This window comes from Leifsonia xyli subsp. cynodontis (assembly GCF_050632205.1).
Classification (GTDB): domain Bacteria; phylum Actinomycetota; class Actinomycetes; order Actinomycetales; family Microbacteriaceae; genus Leifsonia; species Leifsonia xyli_D.
On sequence record NZ_CP192578.1, the window covers coordinates 3434565 to 3454305 of the forward strand.

General features: G+C 69.8%; 20 protein-coding genes. 13 read left to right on the forward strand and 7 right to left on the reverse strand.

Going from position 1 to position 19741, the window contains the following annotated elements; translation table 11 throughout:
- Positions 1 to 22: 22 nt before the first annotated feature.
- Complete coding sequence (locus ACQ86M_RS17250) at positions 23 to 1024, reverse strand: aldo/keto reductase (protein WP_431246311.1); 1002 nt, start codon at positions 1022 to 1024, stop codon at positions 23 to 25.
- 131 nt (positions 1025 to 1155) lie between these two features.
- On the opposite strand from ACQ86M_RS17250, the gene ACQ86M_RS17255 reads away from it, so the two are divergent.
- The 10 genes from ACQ86M_RS17255 (at position 1156) to ACQ86M_RS17300 (ending at position 10161) form a co-directional block, all read left to right on the forward strand.
- A complete protein-coding gene (locus ACQ86M_RS17255) occupies positions 1156 to 2172 on the forward strand; it encodes a zinc-dependent alcohol dehydrogenase (protein ID WP_431246312.1) in 1017 nt (338 codons plus the stop codon).
- Positions 2169 to 2930, forward strand: a complete 762-nt coding sequence (locus tag ACQ86M_RS17260) for an SDR family oxidoreductase (protein ID WP_431246313.1) — start codon at positions 2169 to 2171, stop codon at positions 2928 to 2930. The genes ACQ86M_RS17255 and ACQ86M_RS17260 overlap by 4 nt, the downstream gene beginning before the upstream one ends.
- Positions 2927 to 3532, forward strand: coding sequence for a bifunctional 4-hydroxy-2-oxoglutarate aldolase/2-dehydro-3-deoxy-phosphogluconate aldolase (eda, locus tag ACQ86M_RS17265; protein ID WP_431219814.1), 606 nt, complete (start codon positions 2927 to 2929; stop codon positions 3530 to 3532). Before ACQ86M_RS17260 ends, eda begins: the two co-directional genes overlap by 4 nt.
- Positions 3529 to 4479, forward strand: coding sequence for a sugar kinase (locus ACQ86M_RS17270; RefSeq protein ID WP_431219815.1), 951 nt, complete (start codon positions 3529 to 3531; stop codon positions 4477 to 4479). Before eda ends, ACQ86M_RS17270 begins: the two co-directional genes overlap by 4 nt.
- Positions 4480 to 4567: 88 nt before the next feature.
- The gene (locus ACQ86M_RS17275; RefSeq protein ID WP_431219816.1) at positions 4568 to 5941 is read left to right on the forward strand and encodes an ABC transporter substrate-binding protein; all 1374 of its coding nucleotides are present in this window, start codon (positions 4568 to 4570) and stop codon (positions 5939 to 5941) included.
- A 1-nt stretch (position 5942) separates the two neighbouring features.
- Positions 5943 to 6884 (forward strand): carbohydrate ABC transporter permease, encoded by a 942-nt coding sequence (locus tag ACQ86M_RS17280; protein ID WP_431246314.1) that lies wholly within the window; start codon positions 5943 to 5945, stop codon positions 6882 to 6884.
- Between the two features lie 2 nt (positions 6885 to 6886).
- Positions 6887 to 7789, forward strand: coding sequence for a carbohydrate ABC transporter permease (locus ACQ86M_RS17285; protein WP_431219818.1), 903 nt, complete (start codon positions 6887 to 6889; stop codon positions 7787 to 7789).
- Positions 7790 to 7817: 28 nt separating this feature from the next.
- On the forward strand, positions 7818 to 8996 hold the full coding sequence (locus ACQ86M_RS17290; protein WP_431246315.1) for a mandelate racemase/muconate lactonizing enzyme family protein: 1179 nt from the start codon (positions 7818 to 7820) through the stop codon (positions 8994 to 8996).
- Positions 8993 to 9331 (forward strand): L-rhamnose mutarotase, encoded by a 339-nt coding sequence (locus tag ACQ86M_RS17295; protein WP_431246316.1) that lies wholly within the window; start codon positions 8993 to 8995, stop codon positions 9329 to 9331. Before ACQ86M_RS17290 ends, ACQ86M_RS17295 begins: the two co-directional genes overlap by 4 nt.
- A complete protein-coding gene (locus ACQ86M_RS17300; protein WP_431246317.1) occupies positions 9328 to 10161 on the forward strand; it encodes an amidohydrolase family protein in 834 nt (277 codons plus the stop codon). Before ACQ86M_RS17295 ends, ACQ86M_RS17300 begins: the two co-directional genes overlap by 4 nt.
- On the opposite strand, the gene ACQ86M_RS17305 is transcribed toward ACQ86M_RS17300, so the two are convergent.
- On the reverse strand, positions 10146 to 10919 hold the full coding sequence (locus tag ACQ86M_RS17305) for a FadR/GntR family transcriptional regulator (protein ID WP_431219822.1): 774 nt from the start codon (positions 10917 to 10919) through the stop codon (positions 10146 to 10148). The two genes, ACQ86M_RS17300 and ACQ86M_RS17305, sit on opposite strands and share 16 nt — an antisense overlap.
- 125 nt (positions 10920 to 11044) lie before the next feature.
- On the opposite strand from ACQ86M_RS17305, the gene ACQ86M_RS17310 reads away from it, so the two are divergent.
- Positions 11045 to 11821, forward strand: coding sequence for a COG4705 family protein (locus ACQ86M_RS17310; protein WP_431246318.1), 777 nt, complete (start codon positions 11045 to 11047; stop codon positions 11819 to 11821).
- Here ACQ86M_RS17310 and ACQ86M_RS17315 read toward each other — a convergent pair.
- On the reverse strand, positions 11777 to 12364 hold the full coding sequence (locus ACQ86M_RS17315; protein ID WP_431246319.1) for a TetR/AcrR family transcriptional regulator: 588 nt from the start codon (positions 12362 to 12364) through the stop codon (positions 11777 to 11779). The two genes, ACQ86M_RS17310 and ACQ86M_RS17315, sit on opposite strands and share 45 nt — an antisense overlap.
- Positions 12365 to 12471: 107 nt before the next feature.
- Between ACQ86M_RS17315 and ACQ86M_RS17320 the strand changes: the two genes are divergently transcribed.
- A complete protein-coding gene (locus ACQ86M_RS17320; RefSeq protein WP_431246320.1) occupies positions 12472 to 13233 on the forward strand; it encodes an SDR family NAD(P)-dependent oxidoreductase in 762 nt (253 codons plus the stop codon).
- A 97-nt stretch (positions 13234 to 13330) separates the two neighbouring features.
- Here ACQ86M_RS17320 and ACQ86M_RS17325 read toward each other — a convergent pair whose 3' ends face one another.
- From ACQ86M_RS17325 to ACQ86M_RS17340, 4 genes are all read right to left on the reverse strand, one after another.
- On the reverse strand, positions 13331 to 15094 hold the full coding sequence (locus ACQ86M_RS17325) for a beta-galactosidase (protein ID WP_431246321.1): 1764 nt from the start codon (positions 15092 to 15094) through the stop codon (positions 13331 to 13333).
- A gap of 64 nt (positions 15095 to 15158) precedes the next feature.
- A complete protein-coding gene (locus ACQ86M_RS17330; protein ID WP_431246322.1) occupies positions 15159 to 16505 on the reverse strand; it encodes an ABC transporter substrate-binding protein in 1347 nt (448 codons plus the stop codon).
- Positions 16506 to 16557: 52 nt separating this feature from the next.
- Positions 16558 to 17508 carry a carbohydrate ABC transporter permease gene (locus tag ACQ86M_RS17335; RefSeq protein ID WP_431246323.1) on the reverse strand — a complete coding sequence of 317 codons (951 nt, stop codon included), beginning with the start codon at positions 17506 to 17508 and terminating at the stop codon, positions 16558 to 16560.
- Complete coding sequence (locus tag ACQ86M_RS17340) at positions 17508 to 18431, reverse strand: carbohydrate ABC transporter permease (protein ID WP_431246324.1); 924 nt, start codon at positions 18429 to 18431, stop codon at positions 17508 to 17510. Before ACQ86M_RS17340 ends, ACQ86M_RS17335 begins: the two co-directional genes overlap by 1 nt.
- A gap of 110 nt (positions 18432 to 18541) precedes the next feature.
- On the opposite strand from ACQ86M_RS17340, the gene ACQ86M_RS17345 reads away from it, so the two are divergent.
- The gene (locus ACQ86M_RS17345; RefSeq protein ID WP_431246325.1) at positions 18542 to 19594 is read left to right on the forward strand and encodes a LacI family DNA-binding transcriptional regulator; all 1053 of its coding nucleotides are present in this window, start codon (positions 18542 to 18544) and stop codon (positions 19592 to 19594) included.
- The last annotated feature ends 147 nt before the right edge of the window (positions 19595 to 19741 follow it).

Here is a 19741-nt window from a genome sequence, read left to right on the forward strand (position 1 = left end):
TAAATCAAGAGACGTGTGATGTTTACGCCAGAATCGCGCGTGCGGGATCTGCGGCCAGGCCCGACGCATCCAGGTCGTGCCAGAGTGCCTCCGGGATCTCGGTCCCGTGGCGCTCGACGGTGCTCTGGACGTGACCGGCGGTCCGCATCCCGGTGACGACGGAGACGACCGCCGGGTGCCGGAGCGGATACTGGACGGCGGCCGCCGGCAGGCTCACGCCGTGATCGCGGCAGACATCCGCGATGCGCCGCGCGCGCTCGACCACCTCGGCCGGAGCCGAGCCGTAGTCGAAGTGCGCGCTCGGGTCGATCCGATCGGTGCTCAGGAGCCCGGAGTTGTACACGGCGGCGGCGACCACGCCGACGCCGCGTTCCATCGCGGCCGGGAGGAGGTCGTCGAGCGCGGCGCCGTCGAGGAGGGTGAAGCGCCCGGCGACCATGACGACGTCGACATCGGTGCGGCGGACGAACTCCGCGAGCATCGCCGACTGGTTCATGCCGGCGCCGACCGCGCCGACGACGCCTTGCTCCCGCAGCTCCACGAGAGCGTCGACCCCGGTGGTGGAGGCGGACTCCCAGTGGTCGTCAGGATCGTGCAGGTAGGCGATGTCGAGCCGGTCCGTCCCGAGGCGGCTGAGCGACTGCTCCACCGACCGGAGGATCCCGTCGCGGCTGAAGTCCCACACCCGCCGGGTGCTCGCCGGCACCACGAAGCCGTCGTCGTCCAGCCGGTCGGCGGTGTCCGGGCTGTCCACCAGCAGCCGGCCCACCTTGGACGAGAGCGCGATGCGGTCGCGGGGCGTGCCGCGGAGCGCGCGACCCAGTCGTTGCTCCGAGAGTCCGAGCCCGTAGTGCGGGGCGGTGTCGAAGTACCGCAGGCCCTCATCCCAGGCCGCCCTCACGGCGTCCTGGGCCTCGGCGTCGGTCGTCTCCCGGAAGAGGTTCCCGAGTTGGGCGGCGCCGAACCCCAGCTCGGTGAGGGCGGTTCCCGTGCGCAGGGCGCGGGTGGGCAGTGTCGAGGTCATCGCGGGGCCTTCTTCGTCGGTGGAGCAGGATCGCTTCCTTCAGCATACGTATTATGTTTGGATAATTCGAGACGAGGACGTCACGCCCGGTCCGTTCCGGACAGGCGATGGCGAGGAAGGAGCGGCCGGCGATGTTGGCGGCGAACTACGTAGGCGAGCGCACGATCACGATCGAGGAGCGGGAGGCGGCCGAGCTGCGACCGGGCGAGGTGCGCGTCGCGGTGGCCTACGTGGGCATCTGCGGCACCGATCTGCACGTCTTCCACGGCGACATGGATGCGCGGGTCACGATGCCGGCGACGATCGGCCACGAGATGTCCGGCACCATCGCGGAGATCGGGCCCGACGTCGACGGCTGGGCGGTGGGCGACGCCGTCACGGTCATGCCGTTGGCGTGGGACGGCACCTGTCCGGCCTGCCGAGCGGGCAACGAGCACATCTGCCAGAACCTCGACTTCATCGGGATCGACAGCCCTGGCGCACTCCAGCAGAGCTGGAACGTCCCGGCGTCGACCCTCGTCCGCCTGCCGGAGGGGGTCTCGCTGCGGGAGGCCGCGCTGGTCGAACCCGTCGCCGTGGCCGTGCACGACGTGCGGCGTTCGGAGCTCGCCCCCGGCGACCGCGCCGTGGTGATCGGAGCGGGGCCGATCGGCGTGCTGATCGCCACGGTCGCGACCGCATTCGGTGCGGACGTGGTGATCGCGGAGATCGACCCGGGACGTCGCGCCGCCGCCGAGGAGATGGGCCTGTGGACGCTCGACCCGAGCGCGGTCGATCAGGTCGCCTGGGTGGAGGAATGGACCGGGGGAGCGGGAGCCGACGTTGTCTTCGAGGTCTCCGGGTCGGCGGCGGCCGTGCTCGGCGCGACCTCGCTCGCGAAGGTGCGCGGAACGCTCGTCGTCGTGGCCATCCACTCCCAGCCGCGCCCCATCGACCTGCATCGCCTCTTCTGGCGCGAGTTGCGCATCCTCGGTGCCCGCGTCTACCAGCGTCAGGACTTCGAGCGGGCGATCGAGCTCGTGGCGGGGGGCGACATCCCCGCCGACCGGCTGATCACGCGGGTCGTGCCGCTGGCCGAGACCGCGTCCGCGTTCGAGGCGCTCGAGGCCGGGGGCGCGATGAAGATCCTCGTGGAGGTCGCGCGATGAGCGGGTTCGACCTGTCCGGCCGGCTGGCCGTCGTCACCGGCGCCAAGCGCGGGATCGGCTTCGCGATCGCGGAGGCGCTCGCCGCCGCGGGCGCCGACATCGTGGGCGTTTCGGCGACACTCGACCCGGCGTCGTCGGCGATCGGCGACCGGGTGCGGTCCCTCGGGCGGAGCTTCGAGGGCCACCGCGTCGATTTCGCCGACCGCAGCCAGGTGATCGCGCTCGCCGCCGAGCTCTCCGGGCGCGACCGGCACGCCGACATCCTCGTCAACAACGCGGGGACCATCCGCCGGGCCCCAGCGGCCGAGCATCCGCTGGACTGGTTCGACGAGGTGCTGGAGGTGGATCTCACGAGCGGCTTCGTGCTCAGCCAGGCGCTGGGCCGGCGGATGCTGGAAGCGGGCGCGGGCCGGATCGTCTTCACCGCCTCCCTCTTGTCGTTCCAGGGCGGGATCACGGTCCCGGGCTACACGGCGGCGAAGTCCGGGGTCGCCGGCCTGGTCCGCGCGCTGTCGAACGAATGGGCGGGCAAGGGAGTGACGGTGAACGGCATCGCGCCCGGGTACATCGCGACCGACAACACGCAGGCGCTGCAGGACGATCCCGATCGCTCCCGGTCCATCCTCGAGCGCATCCCGGCGGGTCGCTGGGGCGAGCCGGAGGACATCGGCGGCGCCGCGGTGTTCTTCGCCTCGGATGCCGCCCGGTACGTCTCGGGCGCGATCCTGCCCGTCGACGGAGGGTGGCTCGGGCGATGACGGCGTTCGACCCGATCCTGCCGGTCGTGGTGATCGACGATGCGCGCGACGCGGAGCCACTGGCCCGCGCTCTGCTGGCCGGCGGCATCCGGCAGGCGGAGATCACGCTGCGGACCGGCGCGGCGCTCGGCGCGTTGCGGACCATGAGCGGGGTACCGGGGCTGCGCGTCGGGGCCGGCACCGTCCTCGAACCCCAGCAGGCGGAGGCGGCGATCGATGCCGGCGCGACCTTCGTGGTGAGCCCGGGACTGGCCGACGCGGTCGTCGCCGCGTGCGAGCGCCGCGGAGTCCAGGCCGTGCCGGGCGTGGCGACGGCGACCGAGGCGATGCGGGCTCGCGCGCTGGGGCTCCGCACCGTGAAGTTCTTCCCGGCCGAGTCGTCGGGCGGTCCCGCCGCCATCTCGGCCATGGCATCCGTCTTCCCCGAGCTCGCGTTCGTTCCGACCGGCGGGATCGACGCGGCCCGCGCGGCGGCCTACCTCGCGCTTCCCGCCGTGGTCGCGGTCGGCGGCAGCTGGATGGTGCCCCGCGCCGCCATCGCGGCCGGCGACTTCGACGCGATCGAGTCGCTGTGCCGGGCCGCCGTGGAGGCCGCAGCATGACCGGCCACGTGCTCACCTTCGGCGAGACCATGGGACTGTTCCGCGCGGCGGAGATCGGAGGACTCGCCGACGTCGACACCGCGCGGATCGGGACGGGCGGCGCCGACAGCAATGTCGCCATCGGCCTGAGCCGGCTCGGCGTCCCGGCTGTCTGGGTCGGGCGCGTCGGCGCGGACGGCATCGGGCGGAGGGTCGTGCGCGACATCCTCGGGCAGGGAGTGGATGCGCGCGCGATCGTCGACCCCGGCCATCCGACCGGGCTGATGATCAAGGAGAAGCGCACGCCGCACACCACCAGGGTGTGGTTCTACCGGTCGGGGAGCGCCGGAAGCGGACTGCAGCCGACGGACGTCGACGAGGAGCTGATCGAGACCGCGGCGATGGTGCACGTCACCGGCATCACCGCGTCCATCTCCGCGTCCGGGTGGGAGACCGTACGCCGGGTGCTCGCGGTCGCCCGGGCACGCGGTGTCCCGGTCTCCTTCGACGTGAACCACCGCACGGCCCTGTGGCCGACGGGTGACCCGGCCCCGCTGTACCGGGAGATCGCCGCCTCGGCCGACGTGGTCTTCGCGGGAGACGACGAGGCCGCTCTTTTGCTCGGCGGGACCACAGGCGACGCCGCTGCGCTGGTCGAGGGGATGCGCGGGCTCGGACCCGCGACGGCTGTCCTCAAGCGCGGCGCGCTGGGGAGCGCCGCCTCCGACGGCGGACCGCTCATCGAGCATCCGGCGCTCGAGGTGCCCGTGGTCGACACGGTCGGTGCCGGTGACGCGTTCGTCGCCGGCTTCCTGGCGGCCCGTCTGCGCGGGGACGCATTACCCGACTCCCTCGCGGTCGCCACTGCTGCGGGGGCCTTCGCCTGCATGGGCCTGGGCGACTGGGAGAGCATGCCGCGGACCGACGAGCTGGCGCTGCTTGGCAGCTCGGATCCGGTGTCGCGCTGATCCGCTTGGCAAACATAATACGTATGCCCTATAGTCGAGCTACGCCTCCTCGGAGTCGTCAACGAAGTCGACAAGACAAGGACATCTCATGGTCGGAATCCACACTGTGGTGCGTTCACGCCGTAGGCCGGCGCTGACCGTCGCCGCACTTGGCGCCGCGACGGCGCTCCTGGCCCTCACCGGCTGCAGCACCGGCGGGAGCTCGGCGAACGGGTCGTACGGCTTTCCCGAAGCCAAGCAGGACACCTCCTCGACGATCACCGTCTGGGTGGACGCGGACCGTCAGGCCGCGGCGAAGGCATTCGAGAAGGCGAACCCGGACACCAAGATCAAGGTCGTCACCTACGACGGGTCGGCCAACGGCTCCAACTCGTTCCGGACGAAGATGCAGCTGTTCGACCGTGCCGGCAGCGGCTGGCCGGACGTGGTCTTCTCCAGCCAGAACAACGACGCCGCCTGGGCGAGCCAGAAGAGCAACGGCAAGCAGGCCTTCGCCGCCGTGCTCGACAAGGGCCTCGTCTCCAGGGACACCCTCGGCAACTTCACCGAGGGGGCCCTCAACCCCTGCACCGTCGACGGGCAGGTGTACTGCCTCCGCAACGACCTCGCTCAGGCCGTGCTCTGGTACGACAAGACGCTGATGGACAAGTTCGGCTACGCCGTGCCCACCACGTGGGAGGAGTACCAGGCGCTCGGCGAGAAGGTCGCAACCGAGCACCCCGGGTACATCATCGGGACCGCCGGCGACGCCTGGACCCCCGAGGTATTCATGTGGGCCAGCAAGTGCCAGGCGAACGACATCACCGGGCCGAAGTCCGTCACCGTGAAGACGGACAGCGACGAGTGCAAGCGGGCCGCCGGCCTGCTCGACACCCTGCGCGAGAACAAGACCGTCCCCGCGGTCAGCGTCTTCACCCCGGAGTTCGTCAAGAGCTACGCGGGCAAGGTGCTGATGATGCCCGGCCCCGCCTGGTACGCCGGTGCGATCTTCAACAACCCGCAGTCGCTCAACGTGCCCGCCGGCGAGCTGGGCGTCGCGGCTCCGCTGCCCTGGAAGGGCGAGAGCAAGGCCGTCACCGGCAACGTCGGCGGCGGCACCTGGTTCATCTCCAGCCACTCCAAGAACCTGAAGGCCGCCGAGAAGTTCGCCCAGTTCGTGACGACCTCCGACGACTACCAGGTGCAGGTCGCGCCGGGCTACCCGGCGTACGCGCCGGCCGCCAAGAAGTGGATCGAGAAGCAGGAGTCGAGCAAGTACTACGCGACTCCGCTCGCGCCGGTCGCCACGGCCGCCTCGCAGGTGTGGGACGGCTGGGGCTACGGCGTCTTCAGCCAGGAGGCCGTCTGGGCCAAGACGATGACCCCGGCGATCACCGGCGGTAAGTCGATCGTGAGCCTGCTGCCCACCTGGCAGGAGGCCATCGCGAACCAGGCCAAGGTCAACGGATACAAGGTGAACTGACATGACCCTCGCTCCACCGAGCGACCAGCTGACCGTCGGCGCCGCACAGCGCCGGCGGTCGGCCCGGCTGCGCAGCCGGGCGCCGGGGCGCACGCCGATCGGCTACGTCTTCGTCTCGCTCTACGCCCTCCTGGCCATCGCCTTCGGCATCCTCCCGGCGCTGTACGCGGTGCTGCTCGCCTTCACCAAGGCCGACGGCGGCTTCGCCGGCCTCGACAACTTCGTCACGGTCGTCACCGACTTCCGGTTCTGGCCTGCCGTGCTGCACGTCACGATCTACCTCGTCATCTGGCTGATCGCCCTCGTGATCTTCGTGGTGCTGCTCGCGCTGGTCGTCCACTCCCTCCGGGTGCGGTGGGCGAGCACGAGCCTGCGGTTCCTCTACTATCTGCCCGGCGCGCTCGCGGGTGCGTCCAGCGTCCTGCTCTGGCTGTTCGTCCTCGACCCGACGGCGAGTCCGGTCAGCGGACTCCTCCGGCTGATGGGGCTCAACAGCTTCGTCGAGGTCATCCAGCCCGGCAACCTCCCGGCCATCTTCGCGATCATCGCTTTCTGGACGGGGGCAGGCGGCTGGATCGTGATCATGTACGGCGCACTGAACAACATCAGCACCGAGGTGATCGAAGCCGCGCGGATCGACGGCGCGAACGCCGCGCAGATCGCCGTGAGCATCCAGCTGCCGATGCTCCGCAAGTGGATCGCGTACATGGGCGTGATGTCGCTCGCGGCGGGCACGCAGCTCTTCGTCGAGCCCCAGCTGCTGAGTCAGGCGAGCAACGCCGTGGTCCCCAACGACTACTCGCTCAACCAGCTGGCCTACCAGTACGCGCTCCAGCAGAACGACTTCAACGGCGCGGCCGCGATCTCGCTCCTGCTGCTGATCGTCGCGCTCCTGCTGTCGTGGGTGTTCGTCACCCGCGGCGGCCTGTTCGAGAAGGAATGACCATGACCGCACTCACCGCAGAGCGCCGGCGCGCCAGCCTGCGCGGCTGGAGCGGCCGATCCATCGCGGGCCTCATCCTCGTCGTGTTCGTCCTGTTCTTCGCCATCCCGATCGTCTGGCTGCTGTTCGCGGTGACCAAGTCGTCCAAGGCGCTGATCGTCGCCAACCCGTTCTCGATCGGGTCGTGGTCGGACTTCGTGGCGAACTGGAACCAGCTGTTCGGCTTCCAGGACGGCGCGGTCACCGTGTGGATCGGCAACTCGGCGCTGTACTCGATCGGTGCGTTGCTCATCACGCTGATCGTCAGCATCCCGGCCGGATACGCCCTCGCCCTCACCGAGTTCCGGCTCCGCAAGGCGCTGCTCGTGCTCACCCTGGTCGTCATGCTCATCCCGAGCACGGCGCTGGTCCTGCCGGTCTTCCTCGAGCTCAACAGCGTCGGGCTGATCGGCAGCCCGCTGTCGGTGATCCTGCCGATGTCGTTCTTCCCGTTCGGCGTCTACCTGACGTACATCTACTTCTCGACCAGCATCCCGCGCGATCTGCTGGCGGCCGCACGGATCGACGGCTGCACCGAGTTCCAGGTGTTCACCCGCGTCGCGCTGCCGCTCGCCGCTCCGATCGTCGCGCTGGTCGCCTTCTTCAGCTTCGTGCAGAACTGGAACAACTTCTTCCTGCCGTTCGTGATGCTCCCGTCGAGCGACGGCTATCCGATCCAGGTCGGCCTGACGTCGCTGCTCTCGGCCACGCCGGCCTTCAACCCGAGTTCGGCGGGATCCGACTCGGTACAGCTGCCCACACTGGCGCTGGCGACGATCGTGTCGATCCTGCCCGTCCTCATCGTCTTCCTGTTCTCGCAGCGGTTCCTGGTCTCCGGGATGACCGCGGGAGGGACGAAGGAATGAGCGCGCCCGCACCGAAGGAGAACCACCGATGAAGATCACCGGCTACCGGAGCCTGAGCACCGTCCACGACTGGGGCCGTGTCACCGGCGACGTCAACGGAGTGCAGTCCGGCAACACGACACCCGTCCCCGTGCTCATCCTCGAGACGGACAGCGGCCTCGAAGGCGTCGGGGTGGGGGCCCACGCCGACATCGCCCGGGTCTTCCCCGCGGTCGACGGGGAGGATCCGCGGTCGGTCGTCGCCCTGTACGACCGGATGCTCGACTGGGTGTTCAAGGCCGGCCACTCCGGAACGACGTTCGGAACCATCGGCGCCATCGACATGGCGCTGTGGGACCTCAAGGCGAAGGCGGCCGAGGAGCCGCTGTGGCGCATGCTGGGCGCGCGCGAGCGGTTCGTGCCCGGGTACGCCTCGGGCCTCGAGTACGGGCTGACCGACGACGAGCTGGCCGAGCTGTACGGACGGTTCGCGGATCGGGGCTTCAAGGCGGGCAAGCTGAAGGGCGGCCGCGATCTCGACCGCGACCTTCCCCGGCTGGAGCTGCTGCGCGACGTCCTGAGCCGCAACTCGCGGCATCCCGCCCTCATGTTCGACGTCAACGAGTCGTGGAACCACGCGCAGGCCGCCCGCTACGTCGGCGCCATCGAGGAGCGCATCGACCTGACGTGGGTGGAGGAGCCGTTGCGCCGGTGGGATGCCGCCGGCATGGCCTCGCTCCGGGGCAAGATCCGCGCGGCCATCGCGAGCGGCGAGAACCTCACGGGTCTCGAGCAGTACCGTCCCCTGCTCGACAGCGGGGCGGTGGACATCGTCCAGGTCGGCAACGTCTGGGGGATCACGCACTTCCTCCGCGTCGCGACGCTCGCTCACGGGCACGACCTGCCGGTGAGCCCGGTCACCTACAACACCAACCCCGTCGCGCACGCGGCGGCTGCGGTGCCCAACCTGCTCACGCACGAGGTGCAGGACCTCTCCTTCCCGATCGGCTTGGATGTGGACCAGGAGTTCGACGACGGCGGCATCGTGCTCGGCGACCGGCCCGGGATCGGGATCATCGTGGACGAGGCGAGGCTGACGGGCGAGGGCGGCACACCCGCTCCTCCCGCGACGGGGCCGCACATCCGTCCGGAGCGGGCGGCTCTGCGCCTGGTGGCCGAACCCGACGTGATCGACGACCCCACCGTGCCGCTCAGGCCGGTCTCATGAGCGGGGACCCGCAGCGGTTCGCTTTCGTCGTCGGCGTCCGTCCGGAGAAGCGCGAGGAGTACCTCGAACTGCACCGCGCGGTATGGCCGGACGTCGAGGCGAAGATGACCGAGTGCAACATCCGCAACTACAGCATCTACGTGTTCGGCGACACCTTGTTCGCCTACTACGAGTACATCGGCGAGGACCTCGCGGCGGACATGCAGCGGATCGCGGACGACCCGGTGTCGCAGGAATGGTGGACGCACACCGAGCCCTGCCAGGTGCGCATCGCCGACGAACAGGACCCCGGGGCCCTCTGGCAGCCGCTCGACGAAGTGTGGCACCTCCGGTGACGGCCCGGATCGACGCCCACGTGCACCTGTGGGACCGCGCGACCGACCCGCAGGACTGGATCGATCCGGTGACGATGTCCGCCATCGACCGGGACTTCGGCGCCGAGGACCTGAGCGGGATGCTGCGAGCGACGAGCATGGAGCGCGCGGTTCTCGTGCAGGCGAGCAACAGCATGGAGGAGAGCGTCCGCCTGTCGCGCAGCGACCCCGAGGTGGTCGCGGGCCTGGTCGCATGGGTGGACCTGACCCGCGACGTGCCGCCGCAGCTCGCCGAGGCCGACGCCGGCTCGGTGCCCGTCGTCGGCGTGCGGCACCTGGCCCACATCGACCCGGATCCGGAGTGGTTGCTCCGGGCAGACGTCGCCGACGGCCTCGCCGCCCTCGGCCGGGAGGGGCTCACATTCGACCTGGTGGTCCGCGACTGGCAGCTCGGGCAGGCAGCGCAGGCAGCCGCGCGCCATGACGGTGTCGCTTTCGTGCTCGACCACCTCGGCGGCCCGCTCGCCGACGACGCCGACGCGTCGCGCTGGGAGCGAGGCCTGCGCGCTCTCGCGGCGCTTCCGAACGTGGCGGCGAAAGTCTCCGGTCTCACGTCCGGCCTGACGCCGGGACGCTGGACGGCGGACGATCTCCGCGGGATCGTCGATACGGCCGTGGAGGCGTTCGGGCCCGACCGTCTGCTCTACGGCTCCGATTGGCCGCTCGCCGAGCTCGGCGGCGGCGCGCCCGCGTGGCGCGAGGCGTTCGACGCGCTGGTCGCCGGCCTGTCCACATCGGAGCGGGACGCGATGCTCGGAGGCAACGCGGCCCGGGTCTACTCGGTCGGCTGACCCGTGCGTGAGCCGGGGGCGTGATCCGGCAGGCGGCGCCGCTCCCACGAGATGTGGATGTGGTCGTGCATCGCCCGCTCGGCGGCGGCCGCATCCCCGTTCGCGATCGCCGCCACGATCGCGGCGTGCTCGTCGAGCGTCAGGGCGACGGCATCCGGGGGATTGATCCCCTGGTACCGGCTGGACTCGACAGCGCGCTTGTACAAGTGCTTGGCGATGTTCTCGGCGAGGCGATTGCCGGAGATCTCCATGAGTGCGTAGTGGAAGACGACATCGGCCTGCCGGAACGAGTCCGTCTCCGATTCGCTCTCCCGCATGGCGGTGAGCGCGTTCTCGAGCCGTCGCAGCCCGTCGGCGGTGTGCGACCGGGCGACAGCGCCCGCCATGGCGGACTCGAGGCTGGCGCGCACGACCGTGAGCTCGTCGAGCACGCCGAGGCTCTCGTCGTTGTCGATGAGCGCCGAGAGCACGACCGGGTCGAGCATGTTCCAATATCCGGGCGCCTGCACCTGGGTGCCGCGACCCTGCGACACGATCACCAGGCCCTTCTCCTCAAGCCGCTTCACGGACTCGCGCAGCACCGTGCGGCTGACCCCGAAATGCTCGCTGAGCGGGCCCTCCGGAGGAAGCAGATCGCCCTCTTTGAGCTGGCCGGTGACGATGATCTCGACCAGCTCGGCCACGACGGCGACGCCCAGCCGCGCGGCGGGAAGCCGTTGCGGGATGAGCCGGGCAGCGGCATCGGAGTCGGTCGCCATAGGTATGACCTTAGCGCCTCACCTCTTCGCCGGACGCGCGGGCGTCCTTTCGAAGTTCAGAAGGCTCTCAGGGCTTCGGGTCGGTTGCCCAGTCTGGCGGGGAGGCGATCCGGGAGGCTGAAGGGATGCGCAACACCGTCCCCGCCGTCACCGCCCTGTTCTGGGTCACCAAGCTGCTGACGACGGCGATGGGCGAGACAGCCTCCGACTTCCTGGTGAAGACGATCAACCCCTTCGTCGCCGTCGGTGGAGCGTTCCTGGTGTTCGCCGGTGCCCTGGTGCTGCAATTCACCGTGCGGCGCTATATCCCCTGGGTGTACTGGCTCGCCGTCCTGATGGTCGCGGTGTTCGGCACCATGGTGGCGGATGTGCTGCACGTCGAGCTGGGCATCCCGTACCTGGTCTCGACGGTCGTGTTCGCGGTGGCCCTGGCGGCGGTGTTCGCGCTCTGGTTCCTCACGCAGCGGACGCTCTCGGTGCACCGGATCGACAAGTTCCCGCGCCAGGTGTTCTATTGGTGCGCGGTGCTCGCCACCTTCGCTCTCGGCACGGCCGTCGGCGACCTGACGGCGGTGACGTTCGGGATGGGGTACTGGCTCTCCGCGCTCGTCTTCGGCATCCTGTTCGCGATCCCCGGCATCGCGTACCGCTGGTGGGGGCTGGGCGCGACCGCCGCGTTCTGGACCTCGTACGTGCTGACCCGGCCGTTCGGCGCATCCATCTCCGACGGGCTGGCGGTCTCGCACGCCCGCGGCGGCCTCGCCCTCGGAACCGGCCCGGTCAGCGTGGCGCTGTTCGCGGCGATCGTCGTCTGCGTCGTGCTGCTGAGCCGGCGCCCGCAGGCGCAAGGAGCCCTGTCACGGAAAGGCGCGCAGGGCGCGTTCGGCGACGCGCTGGAGTGACGCCCGGCTCGCGCCCGCCGAGGCCTGAACCGCCAGGCCGGTGCTGACGGTCACCAGGTATTTCGCCAGGTCGGCCGGGCGTTCGCCGGCGGAGAGGTCGCCCTCCTCGACGGCCCGCCGGAAGCGCTCGGTCAGGCGTCGCTCGCCCGCGTCGCGGCTGTCGGCGAGGAACCGGACGATCCGCTGGTCCTCCGCGCTCCCGGCGAGGCCGCCCTGGATCGAGAGGCAGCCGGCGGGCTTGCCCGGCGCCGTGATCGCGAGCACGTTGCTGCGGAGGTAGTGCTCCGCGACCGCGCGGGCGGTCGGCTCCGCGAGGGCGTCGCCCACGTAGGCCATCTCGACGTCCGCGTAGCGGGCGACCGCCTGCTTGAAGGTCTCCTCCTTGTTGCCGAAGGCGGCGTAGAGGCTCGGCCGGTTGATGCCCATGGCCGAGGTGAGGTCGTCGAGCGTGGTGCCCTCGTAGCCCTGGCGCCAGAAGACGTCGACGGCGGCATCCAGAGCCTCGTCGGTGTCGAATCCGCGTGGACGCCCGCGTCCGGCCATCCCAATCACCCCATTCTGTACCGAGTTGAAAGAAATTCTCGCACTCGGGGAATAGCGGGGCAAGCGCACTGTTTTATGTACCGTCTCGAACAGAAATGGAGAAGATCATGACCACCATCGCAGCATCCACCGGAACCCTCGCCGGCAAGAAGGCGCTCGTCACCGGGGGCGCCCGCGGGATCGGCGAGGGCATCGCCCGTGCGCTCGCGGCCCACGGCGCCGAGGTCGCCGTCACCTACCGTGCATCGCGGGAGCGCGCCGACGCACTCGTCGCCGACATCGTGGCCGCCGGGGGACGCGCCGTGGCCGTGCACGCGGACGCCTCCGACGCCGACGCCGCGCGCGCCGGAGTCCGTGACTCCGTCGCCGCGCTCGGCGGACTCGACATCCTCGTCAACAACGCGGGCGGCGGATGGTTCGAGCACTTCACCGAGACGCCCGACGAGCACATCGAGGCGACGATCGACCTGAACATCCGCGGCACCGTCTACGCCACCCAGGCCGCGATCCCGCTGCTCCCCGACGGCGGCCGGATCATCACGATCGGCAGCGTCAACGCCGAGCGGATCCCGTTCACCGGCGGGGCGGTCTACGGCCTCACCAAGGCGGCCATGGTCGGCTTCACGAAGGGCCTGGCTCGCGACCTCGCGGGGCGCGGGATCACGGTGAACGTCATCCAGCCGGGCCCGATCGACACCGAGGGCAACCCGGCCGACGGCGAAGCGGGCGACTACCTGGCCGGCTTCACGGCGTTCGGACGGTTCGGGCACAGCTCGGACGTGGGCGAGCTCGTGTCGTGGATCGCCTCCGACGCCTCCGGCTACATGACGGGCTCGGCCGTCACGATCGACGGCGGCTGGACCGCCTGAGTGCGGGCCGCACGAGCCACCCGCGAAGATTCGTGACGAATGGTCGCTATCCGCATCGGATAGCGACCATTCGTCACGAATGCTGTCGCGCAGGCGGTCAGAACTCGGTGTGGCCGAGGCGCGGCTCGGGCACGAAGGCGGCGATCGCCTCGGCGGCGGACTCGAGCTCGAGGATGATCAGCTCGTTGCGCCCTGCGCGCAGAATGCCGCGCGGCACGTACAGCGTCTCCTGCGGGCCGCGGGTCCAGTAGCGGCCGAGGTTGAAGCCGTTGATCCAGGCGACGCCCTTGCCCCACCCTGTCGTATCGAGGAAGAGGGGAGCCGGCTCGTCGAGGTCGAAGACCGCTCGCGCGAAGACGGGGCCGGCGAGCCGCGAAGGCGCCGGAGCATCGGCAGCGGCCAACGCAGCGGACACGGGCGCGATGTCCGACAGCTGCAGCGGAAGGACGCTCCACCGCTGCAGTTCCTCGCCGTTCAGCTGAACGGGGCCGATCAGTCCCTTCGGCTCGCCGATGCGGGGGCCGTAGTCGACGCGGCCCTGGTCCTCGACGAGGACGGTCAGTGTCCCGCGGCTGGGCGACAGCGCGATGGCGGAGTCGTGGTGGTCGCGAGCGAGCACTCCCAGGCGGCTGCTGCCCACCGACACGTAGGCGCGGTCGCGCACCTCGCCGAACTCCAGGACCGCCGGCTCGGCGGTGTCGATCTCGGTGCGGTACAGCCCGAGCCCGCTGTAGTGGCCGAGCTCGTCGAAGGTGGGCAGCGCGTCCACGTGGGTCCACTCGCCGAGGCGGTCCGCCACCGCCGACAGCGGGAGGGCGGCGTCGAACGCGGCCGTGAAGGACGGAGCGGCGGCCGCGACCACGGGATCCAGGGAGGGTACGGGAGCGTACTTGGCGATGACGTCGCGAAACGCCCAGAACTTCTCCGTCGGCTCGCCGGCCTCGTCCAGCGGGGCGTCGTAGTCGTAGCTGGTCACGATCGGCTGGTAGACGCCCTTGTCGTTTGCGCCGTTGGTGAAGCCGAAGTTGGTGCCGCCGTGGAACATGTACAGATTGACGGAGGCGCCGAGCGCCAGGAGGTCGTCCAGGTCGCCGGCCGACTGCTCCACCGACGTGGTGTGGTGGTGCGTCCCCCAGCTGTCGAACCAGCCGTCCCAGAACTCCGAGCACATGAGCGGACCGGTCGGCTGGTGCTGGCGCAGGGTCGCCAGCCGTTCCCGCGAACGGGAGCCGAAGGATGCCGTCTTCAGCAGCTCCGGCAGCGAACCGTTCCGCAGCATGTCGTCCTGCGGCTGGTCGACGGTCGTCAGCGGAACGGTGATGCCCGCCTCGCGGATGACGTCGACGAGCTGCTGCAGGTACTCCTGGTCGTCGCCGTAGGCGCCGTACTCGTTCTCGACCTGCACCAGCAGCACCGGACCACCCTCGGTCACCTGCAGCGGCCGCACGATCGCGAGCACGTTCCGCAGGTAGCGGCTGACCGCCGCCACGAACTGCGGTTCGGACCGCCGGATGCCGACCGACGGGTCGGTGAAGAGCCATGCCGGCAGGCCGCCGTTGTCCCACTCCGCGCAGATGTACGGCCCGGGACGGACGATCGCGTGCATCCCCTCGTCGGCCACCGCACGCAGGAACCGCCCCAGGTCGAGACCGCCCTCCGTGACCCATTCGCCGGGACGGGGCTCGTGCGCGTTCCACGGCACGTACGTCTCGATGGTGTTCAGCCCCATCAGACGCGCCTTGCGGATGCGGTCCGCCCAGTCGTCCGGGTGCACGCGGAAGTAGTGGAGGGCTCCCGAGAGGATGCGGTGCGGCTCGCCGTCGAGGACGAAGTCGTCGCCCGCGATCTCGAAGGTGGTCATGGTTCTCCTGAGAAGTGGAAGGGATGCGGCCGGCCGCGACGAGCGCGACCGGCCGCAGGCGGGGCTACTTGCCGGTGACGGTGAAGCCCTGCTGGTTGCCGTAGTCGACCAGCGCCTTCTGCCACGACTGGAGCGCCGGGTTCAGGCTGGAGTTCGACGTGTACGCCTGGCCCACGGTGTCGCCGTAGATGCTGTTCGCGTAGACCTGGAACGGCAGGTACTGCCAGCCGGAGGAGACGTTCTTGGCCCCGTCCACCAGCACCTCGTTGATCTTCTGGCCGCCGAAGTAGTCGGGAGCCTGCGCGAGGAAGTCGGACGACTCCAGGTCCTTGGTGGTCGACGGGAAGCCGCCGGACTTCAGGAAGACCTCGATGCTTTTCGGGTCGTTGTTGAGCCACTTCAGGAAGCCGGCCGCGAGCGCCTGGTTCTTGCTCTGCTTGAGCACGACCTGCCCGCCGCCGCCGTTCTCGGCGTTGACCGGGGTGCCGTCGTAGGTCGGGATGGGCGCGACGCGCCACTGGCCGGCGCCGTCCTTCACCGACGACTCGAGCACGCCGGGCATCCACGCGCCGGTGACGAGGGTCGCGATCGAGCCGTTGCCGAGCGCCTTGAACCAGTCGTCGCTCCAGCCGGGAACCGTGGAGAGCAGCTTGCCCTCGACCAGCTTGTCCCAGGTGGCGGTCCACTTCTTGGTGCCCTCGTCCTGGAGGTTGATCGTCGCCTTCGTGCCGTTCACCTCGAACGGGCGGCCGCCGGCCTGCCAGATCATGGAGGTGGTGAAGCCGGAGTCGCCCGAGTCGCTCGTGATGTAGGCGTTCGGGTCGGCGGCGTGCAGCTTCTGCGCTGCGGCCACGTACTCGTCCCAGGTCTTCGGCACCGCGATGCCGTACTTGTCGAACAGCGTCTTGTTGTAGAACATCGCCATGGGGCCGGAGTCCTGGGGGAGGCCGACCAGCTTGCCGCCGACGTTCACCGAGCCCCACGGGCCGGGCGTGTAGTCGCCCTTGAGCTTGTCGAAGCCGTACTGCTTCAGGTCGACGAGGGAGTCGGAGAGGGCGAACTGGGGGATGGCGTAGTACTCGACCTGCGCGACGTCGGGGGCGCCCGAGCCGGCCTTGATGGCGTTCTGCAGCTTCGTGTACTCGGTGGTGTTGGTGCCGGCGTTGACCAGCTTGACCTTCACCTTCGGGTACTGCTTCTCGAAGGCGGCGACCTGCGCCTCCGCCGACGGCGTCCACGACCAGTACGTGATGGTGCCGCCCTGCTTGAGGGCCGAGTCGATGTCGGAGGCGCTGCCGCCTCCCGAGGACGTTCCGCCGGAGCAGGCGGCGAGCGAGACGCCGATCACGGTGCTGACGACCGCCGCCGCGACGGCCCGGCGCAGAGTCCGGGACGCGAGTGTGCGCTTCATGGGTTCCCTTTCACTTCTTCGTGGAATGCGATGCATGGATGGATGGATGCGGTTACTGCTTGACGCTTCCGGCGGCGAGACCCGACTGCCAGTAGCGCTGGAGCACCAGGAAGGCGGCCACGATCGGGACGATCGTGATGAGCGATCCGGTGATCACGAGGTTGAAGATCGGCTGGGCGCCGACCCCGGTCGCCTGCGCGCTCCACTGGCTGAGGCCCACGGTGAGCGGGTACCAGGTGGGGTCGCTCAGCATGATGAGCGGCAGGAAGTAGTTGTTCCAGGTGGCGACGATGGCGAAGAGCGCGACGGTGACGATGCCGGGGGCCAGCAGCCGCAGCGAGATCGTGAAGAACGTGCGGAACTCGCCGGCCCCGTCCATCCGCGCCGCCTCCAGCAGTTCGGTCGGCACGGCCTCGGTCGCGTACGTCCAGATCAGGTAGAGCCCGAACGGGCTGATCAGCGACGGCAGCATGATCGCCCAGGGCGTGTTGGTGAGCCCGGCCTGGCTGAACATGAGGAAGGTCGGGACGGCGAGAGCGGTGCCCGGGACGGCGATCGCGCCGAGGACCACCGCGAAGACGGCGCGCTTGCCCGGGAAGTCGTACTTCGCGAGCCCGTAGCCGGCGACGGTGGCGAGCAGCGTCGCACCTCCCGCGCCGACGACGACGTACAGCAGCGTGTTGCCGAGCCACTGCACGAAGATCCCGCCGCGGTACGTGAACGTGTCGACGATGTTCTGGAAGAGGTTGAAGTCCTTGCCGAACCACAGCCCGAAGGACGAGTACAGGTCGGGCTGGCTCTTCGTCGCGTTGACGATCAGCCAGATCAGCGGAACGAACGAGTAGATGACGAACAGGATCATCACCACGGTCAGCAGGGGAGACTTGCGGATGCGCCGGCCGGATCCGGCGCCCGCGTTGCTGCGGGCGGCGGCGCGCGAGGGGACGCTGCGGACGCGGCCGCGGGGGCTCCGGGCGCTGCGCGTGTCGGTCAGGGAGGCCATCAGCGGAGCTCCTTCCTCGTGCCGCGGAGCTGCACGACGTAGGCGATCACGGCGGTGACCACGCCCATCACGATCGCGACGGTCGCGGCGTAGTTGAACTGCTGACCGGCGAACGAGAGGTTGTAGGCGTACATGTTGGGCGTGAAGTAGCTGCTGATCGCGTTCGGCGCCAGCTGCTTGAGCAGGTTCGGCTCGTTGAAGAGCTGGAAGCTGCCGATGATCGAGAAGATCGTGGCGATGACGATGGCGCCGCGGATGGCCGGCAGCTTGATGCTGAACACGGTGCGGAACGCCCCGGCCCCGTCGATCTCGGCCGCCTCGAACAGCTCGGTGGGGATGACGCGCAGCGCCGAGTAGAAGATGAGCATGTTGTAGCCCATGAACTCCCAGGTGACGATGTTGCCGATGGAGGCGAGCACCCACTGGCCGCTCAGGGGCGCGAGGCCGGTGCCGAGCAGCTGGTTGACGCTGGCGGTGAGCCCGAACTGGTCGCCGTAGATGAAGCCCCAGATGAGGGCGGCCACCACGCCCGGGACGGCGTACGGCAGGAACAGCGCGATGCGGAAGAAGCCGGAGCCGTGCAGGCGGGCGCTGTCGAGGGCGAGCGCGGCGATCAGCGAGAGCGCCAGCATGACCGGCACCTGGACCACCAGGAAGATTGCGACCCGGCCGAGCGAGGCCCAGAACTTGTCGTCCTGCAGCACGGCGAGGTAGTTGCCGAGACCGACGAACGCGTTGCCGCCGATGAGCTGCTGCCGGAAGAGGCTGAGGTAGAGCGCGTAGAGCACGGGCGCGATGATCATGGCGGCGAAGACGACCATGAAGGGGGCGACGAAAGCCCAGCCGCGCCAGTCGCGACGCGTGAGGCGCCGGCGGCGGGAGCCGCGCGGCGTAATCGCCTGCGTGAGAGACGTCGTTGTCATGTCTTCCCTGGGTCGGAGATCGGGTCGGCGATGTTTACGTCAACATCGTGGGCGCCACTCTAACATGTTGACGTCAACACAGCGCAAGTCGAATGTGAGAAAGTGGAGCCATGACCGAGCCGATCGCCGACACCCAGCCTGCTCCGGCGTCCCGCAAGCGCGGTCCGTCCCTCGGGGATGTGGCGGCACACGCCGGTGTCTCGACGCAGACGGTGTCGCGCGTCGCCAACGGGCTCACCAACGTCGAGGAGACCACGCGCCAGCGCGTCCTCGCGTCCATGCAGGCGCTCGGCTACCGGCCCAACCGCGCGGCCCGCGCCCTGCGCTCGGGCCAGTTCCGGAACATCGGCGTGATGATGTTCACCCTGTCGTCCTACGGCAACATGCGCACGCTGGATGCGATCGCCGTCTCGGCCGCGAAGGCCGGCTACTCGATAACCGTCGTCCCGGTGGAACGACCGACGCAGAAGGACGTGAGCGCCGCATTCAGCCGTCTGCTGGAGCAGGCGGTCGACGGCATCATCGTCGTGCTGGAGGCGCACATCGCCGACCGCTCCGACGTCGAACTGCCGTCGGGGCTCTCCGTCGTCGTCGTGGACTCGACAGAGCGCCGCGACTACCCCCAGGTCGACACCGACCAGGCGGAGGGGGCCCGGCAGGCGACCGAGCACCTGCTGTCGCTGGGTCACCGCACGGTCTGGCACATCTCGGGGCCGGCCGAGTCGTACTCCGCCGCCCGCCGGGAGGAGTCGTGGCGCCGCACGCTCGAAGAGGCCGATGCGCCCATCCCCGAGGTCTTCCGCGGCGACTGGTCGACCGCGGCCGGCTACCGTCACGGCCAGGAGATCGCGGCGCGGCCGGAGATCACCGCCGTGTTCGCGGCGAACGACCAGATGGCACTCGGCGTGCTGCGCGCCCTCCACGAGGCCGGCCGCCGCGTGCCGGAGGACGTCAGCGTCGTCGGGTTCGACGACATGGCGGAGTCGGACTCCTTCTGGCCGCCGCTCACGACCGTGCACCAGGAGTTCGAGGCGATCGGCCGGCGGGCCCTCGAGCTGCTCATCGCCGAGATCGAGCAGCGCCCGGAACCCGTCCGCTCGTCGGTGCAGCACACCCGTCTCGTCGTCCGGTCGAGCACGGCGGCCCCGTCGCCCTCCGCCTGACGCGCTCCGCCGGTCCGCGTCCCGTTTGCGCCGGGTGGCGACATGATGTCGCAACTCGCGCGGGATAGGCGCATCCACTCACCGTTCGGCGGGCTCGGGAGGGGATGGCGCGCAAACAGGAAGCCCCGGACCGATGGCCCGGGGCTT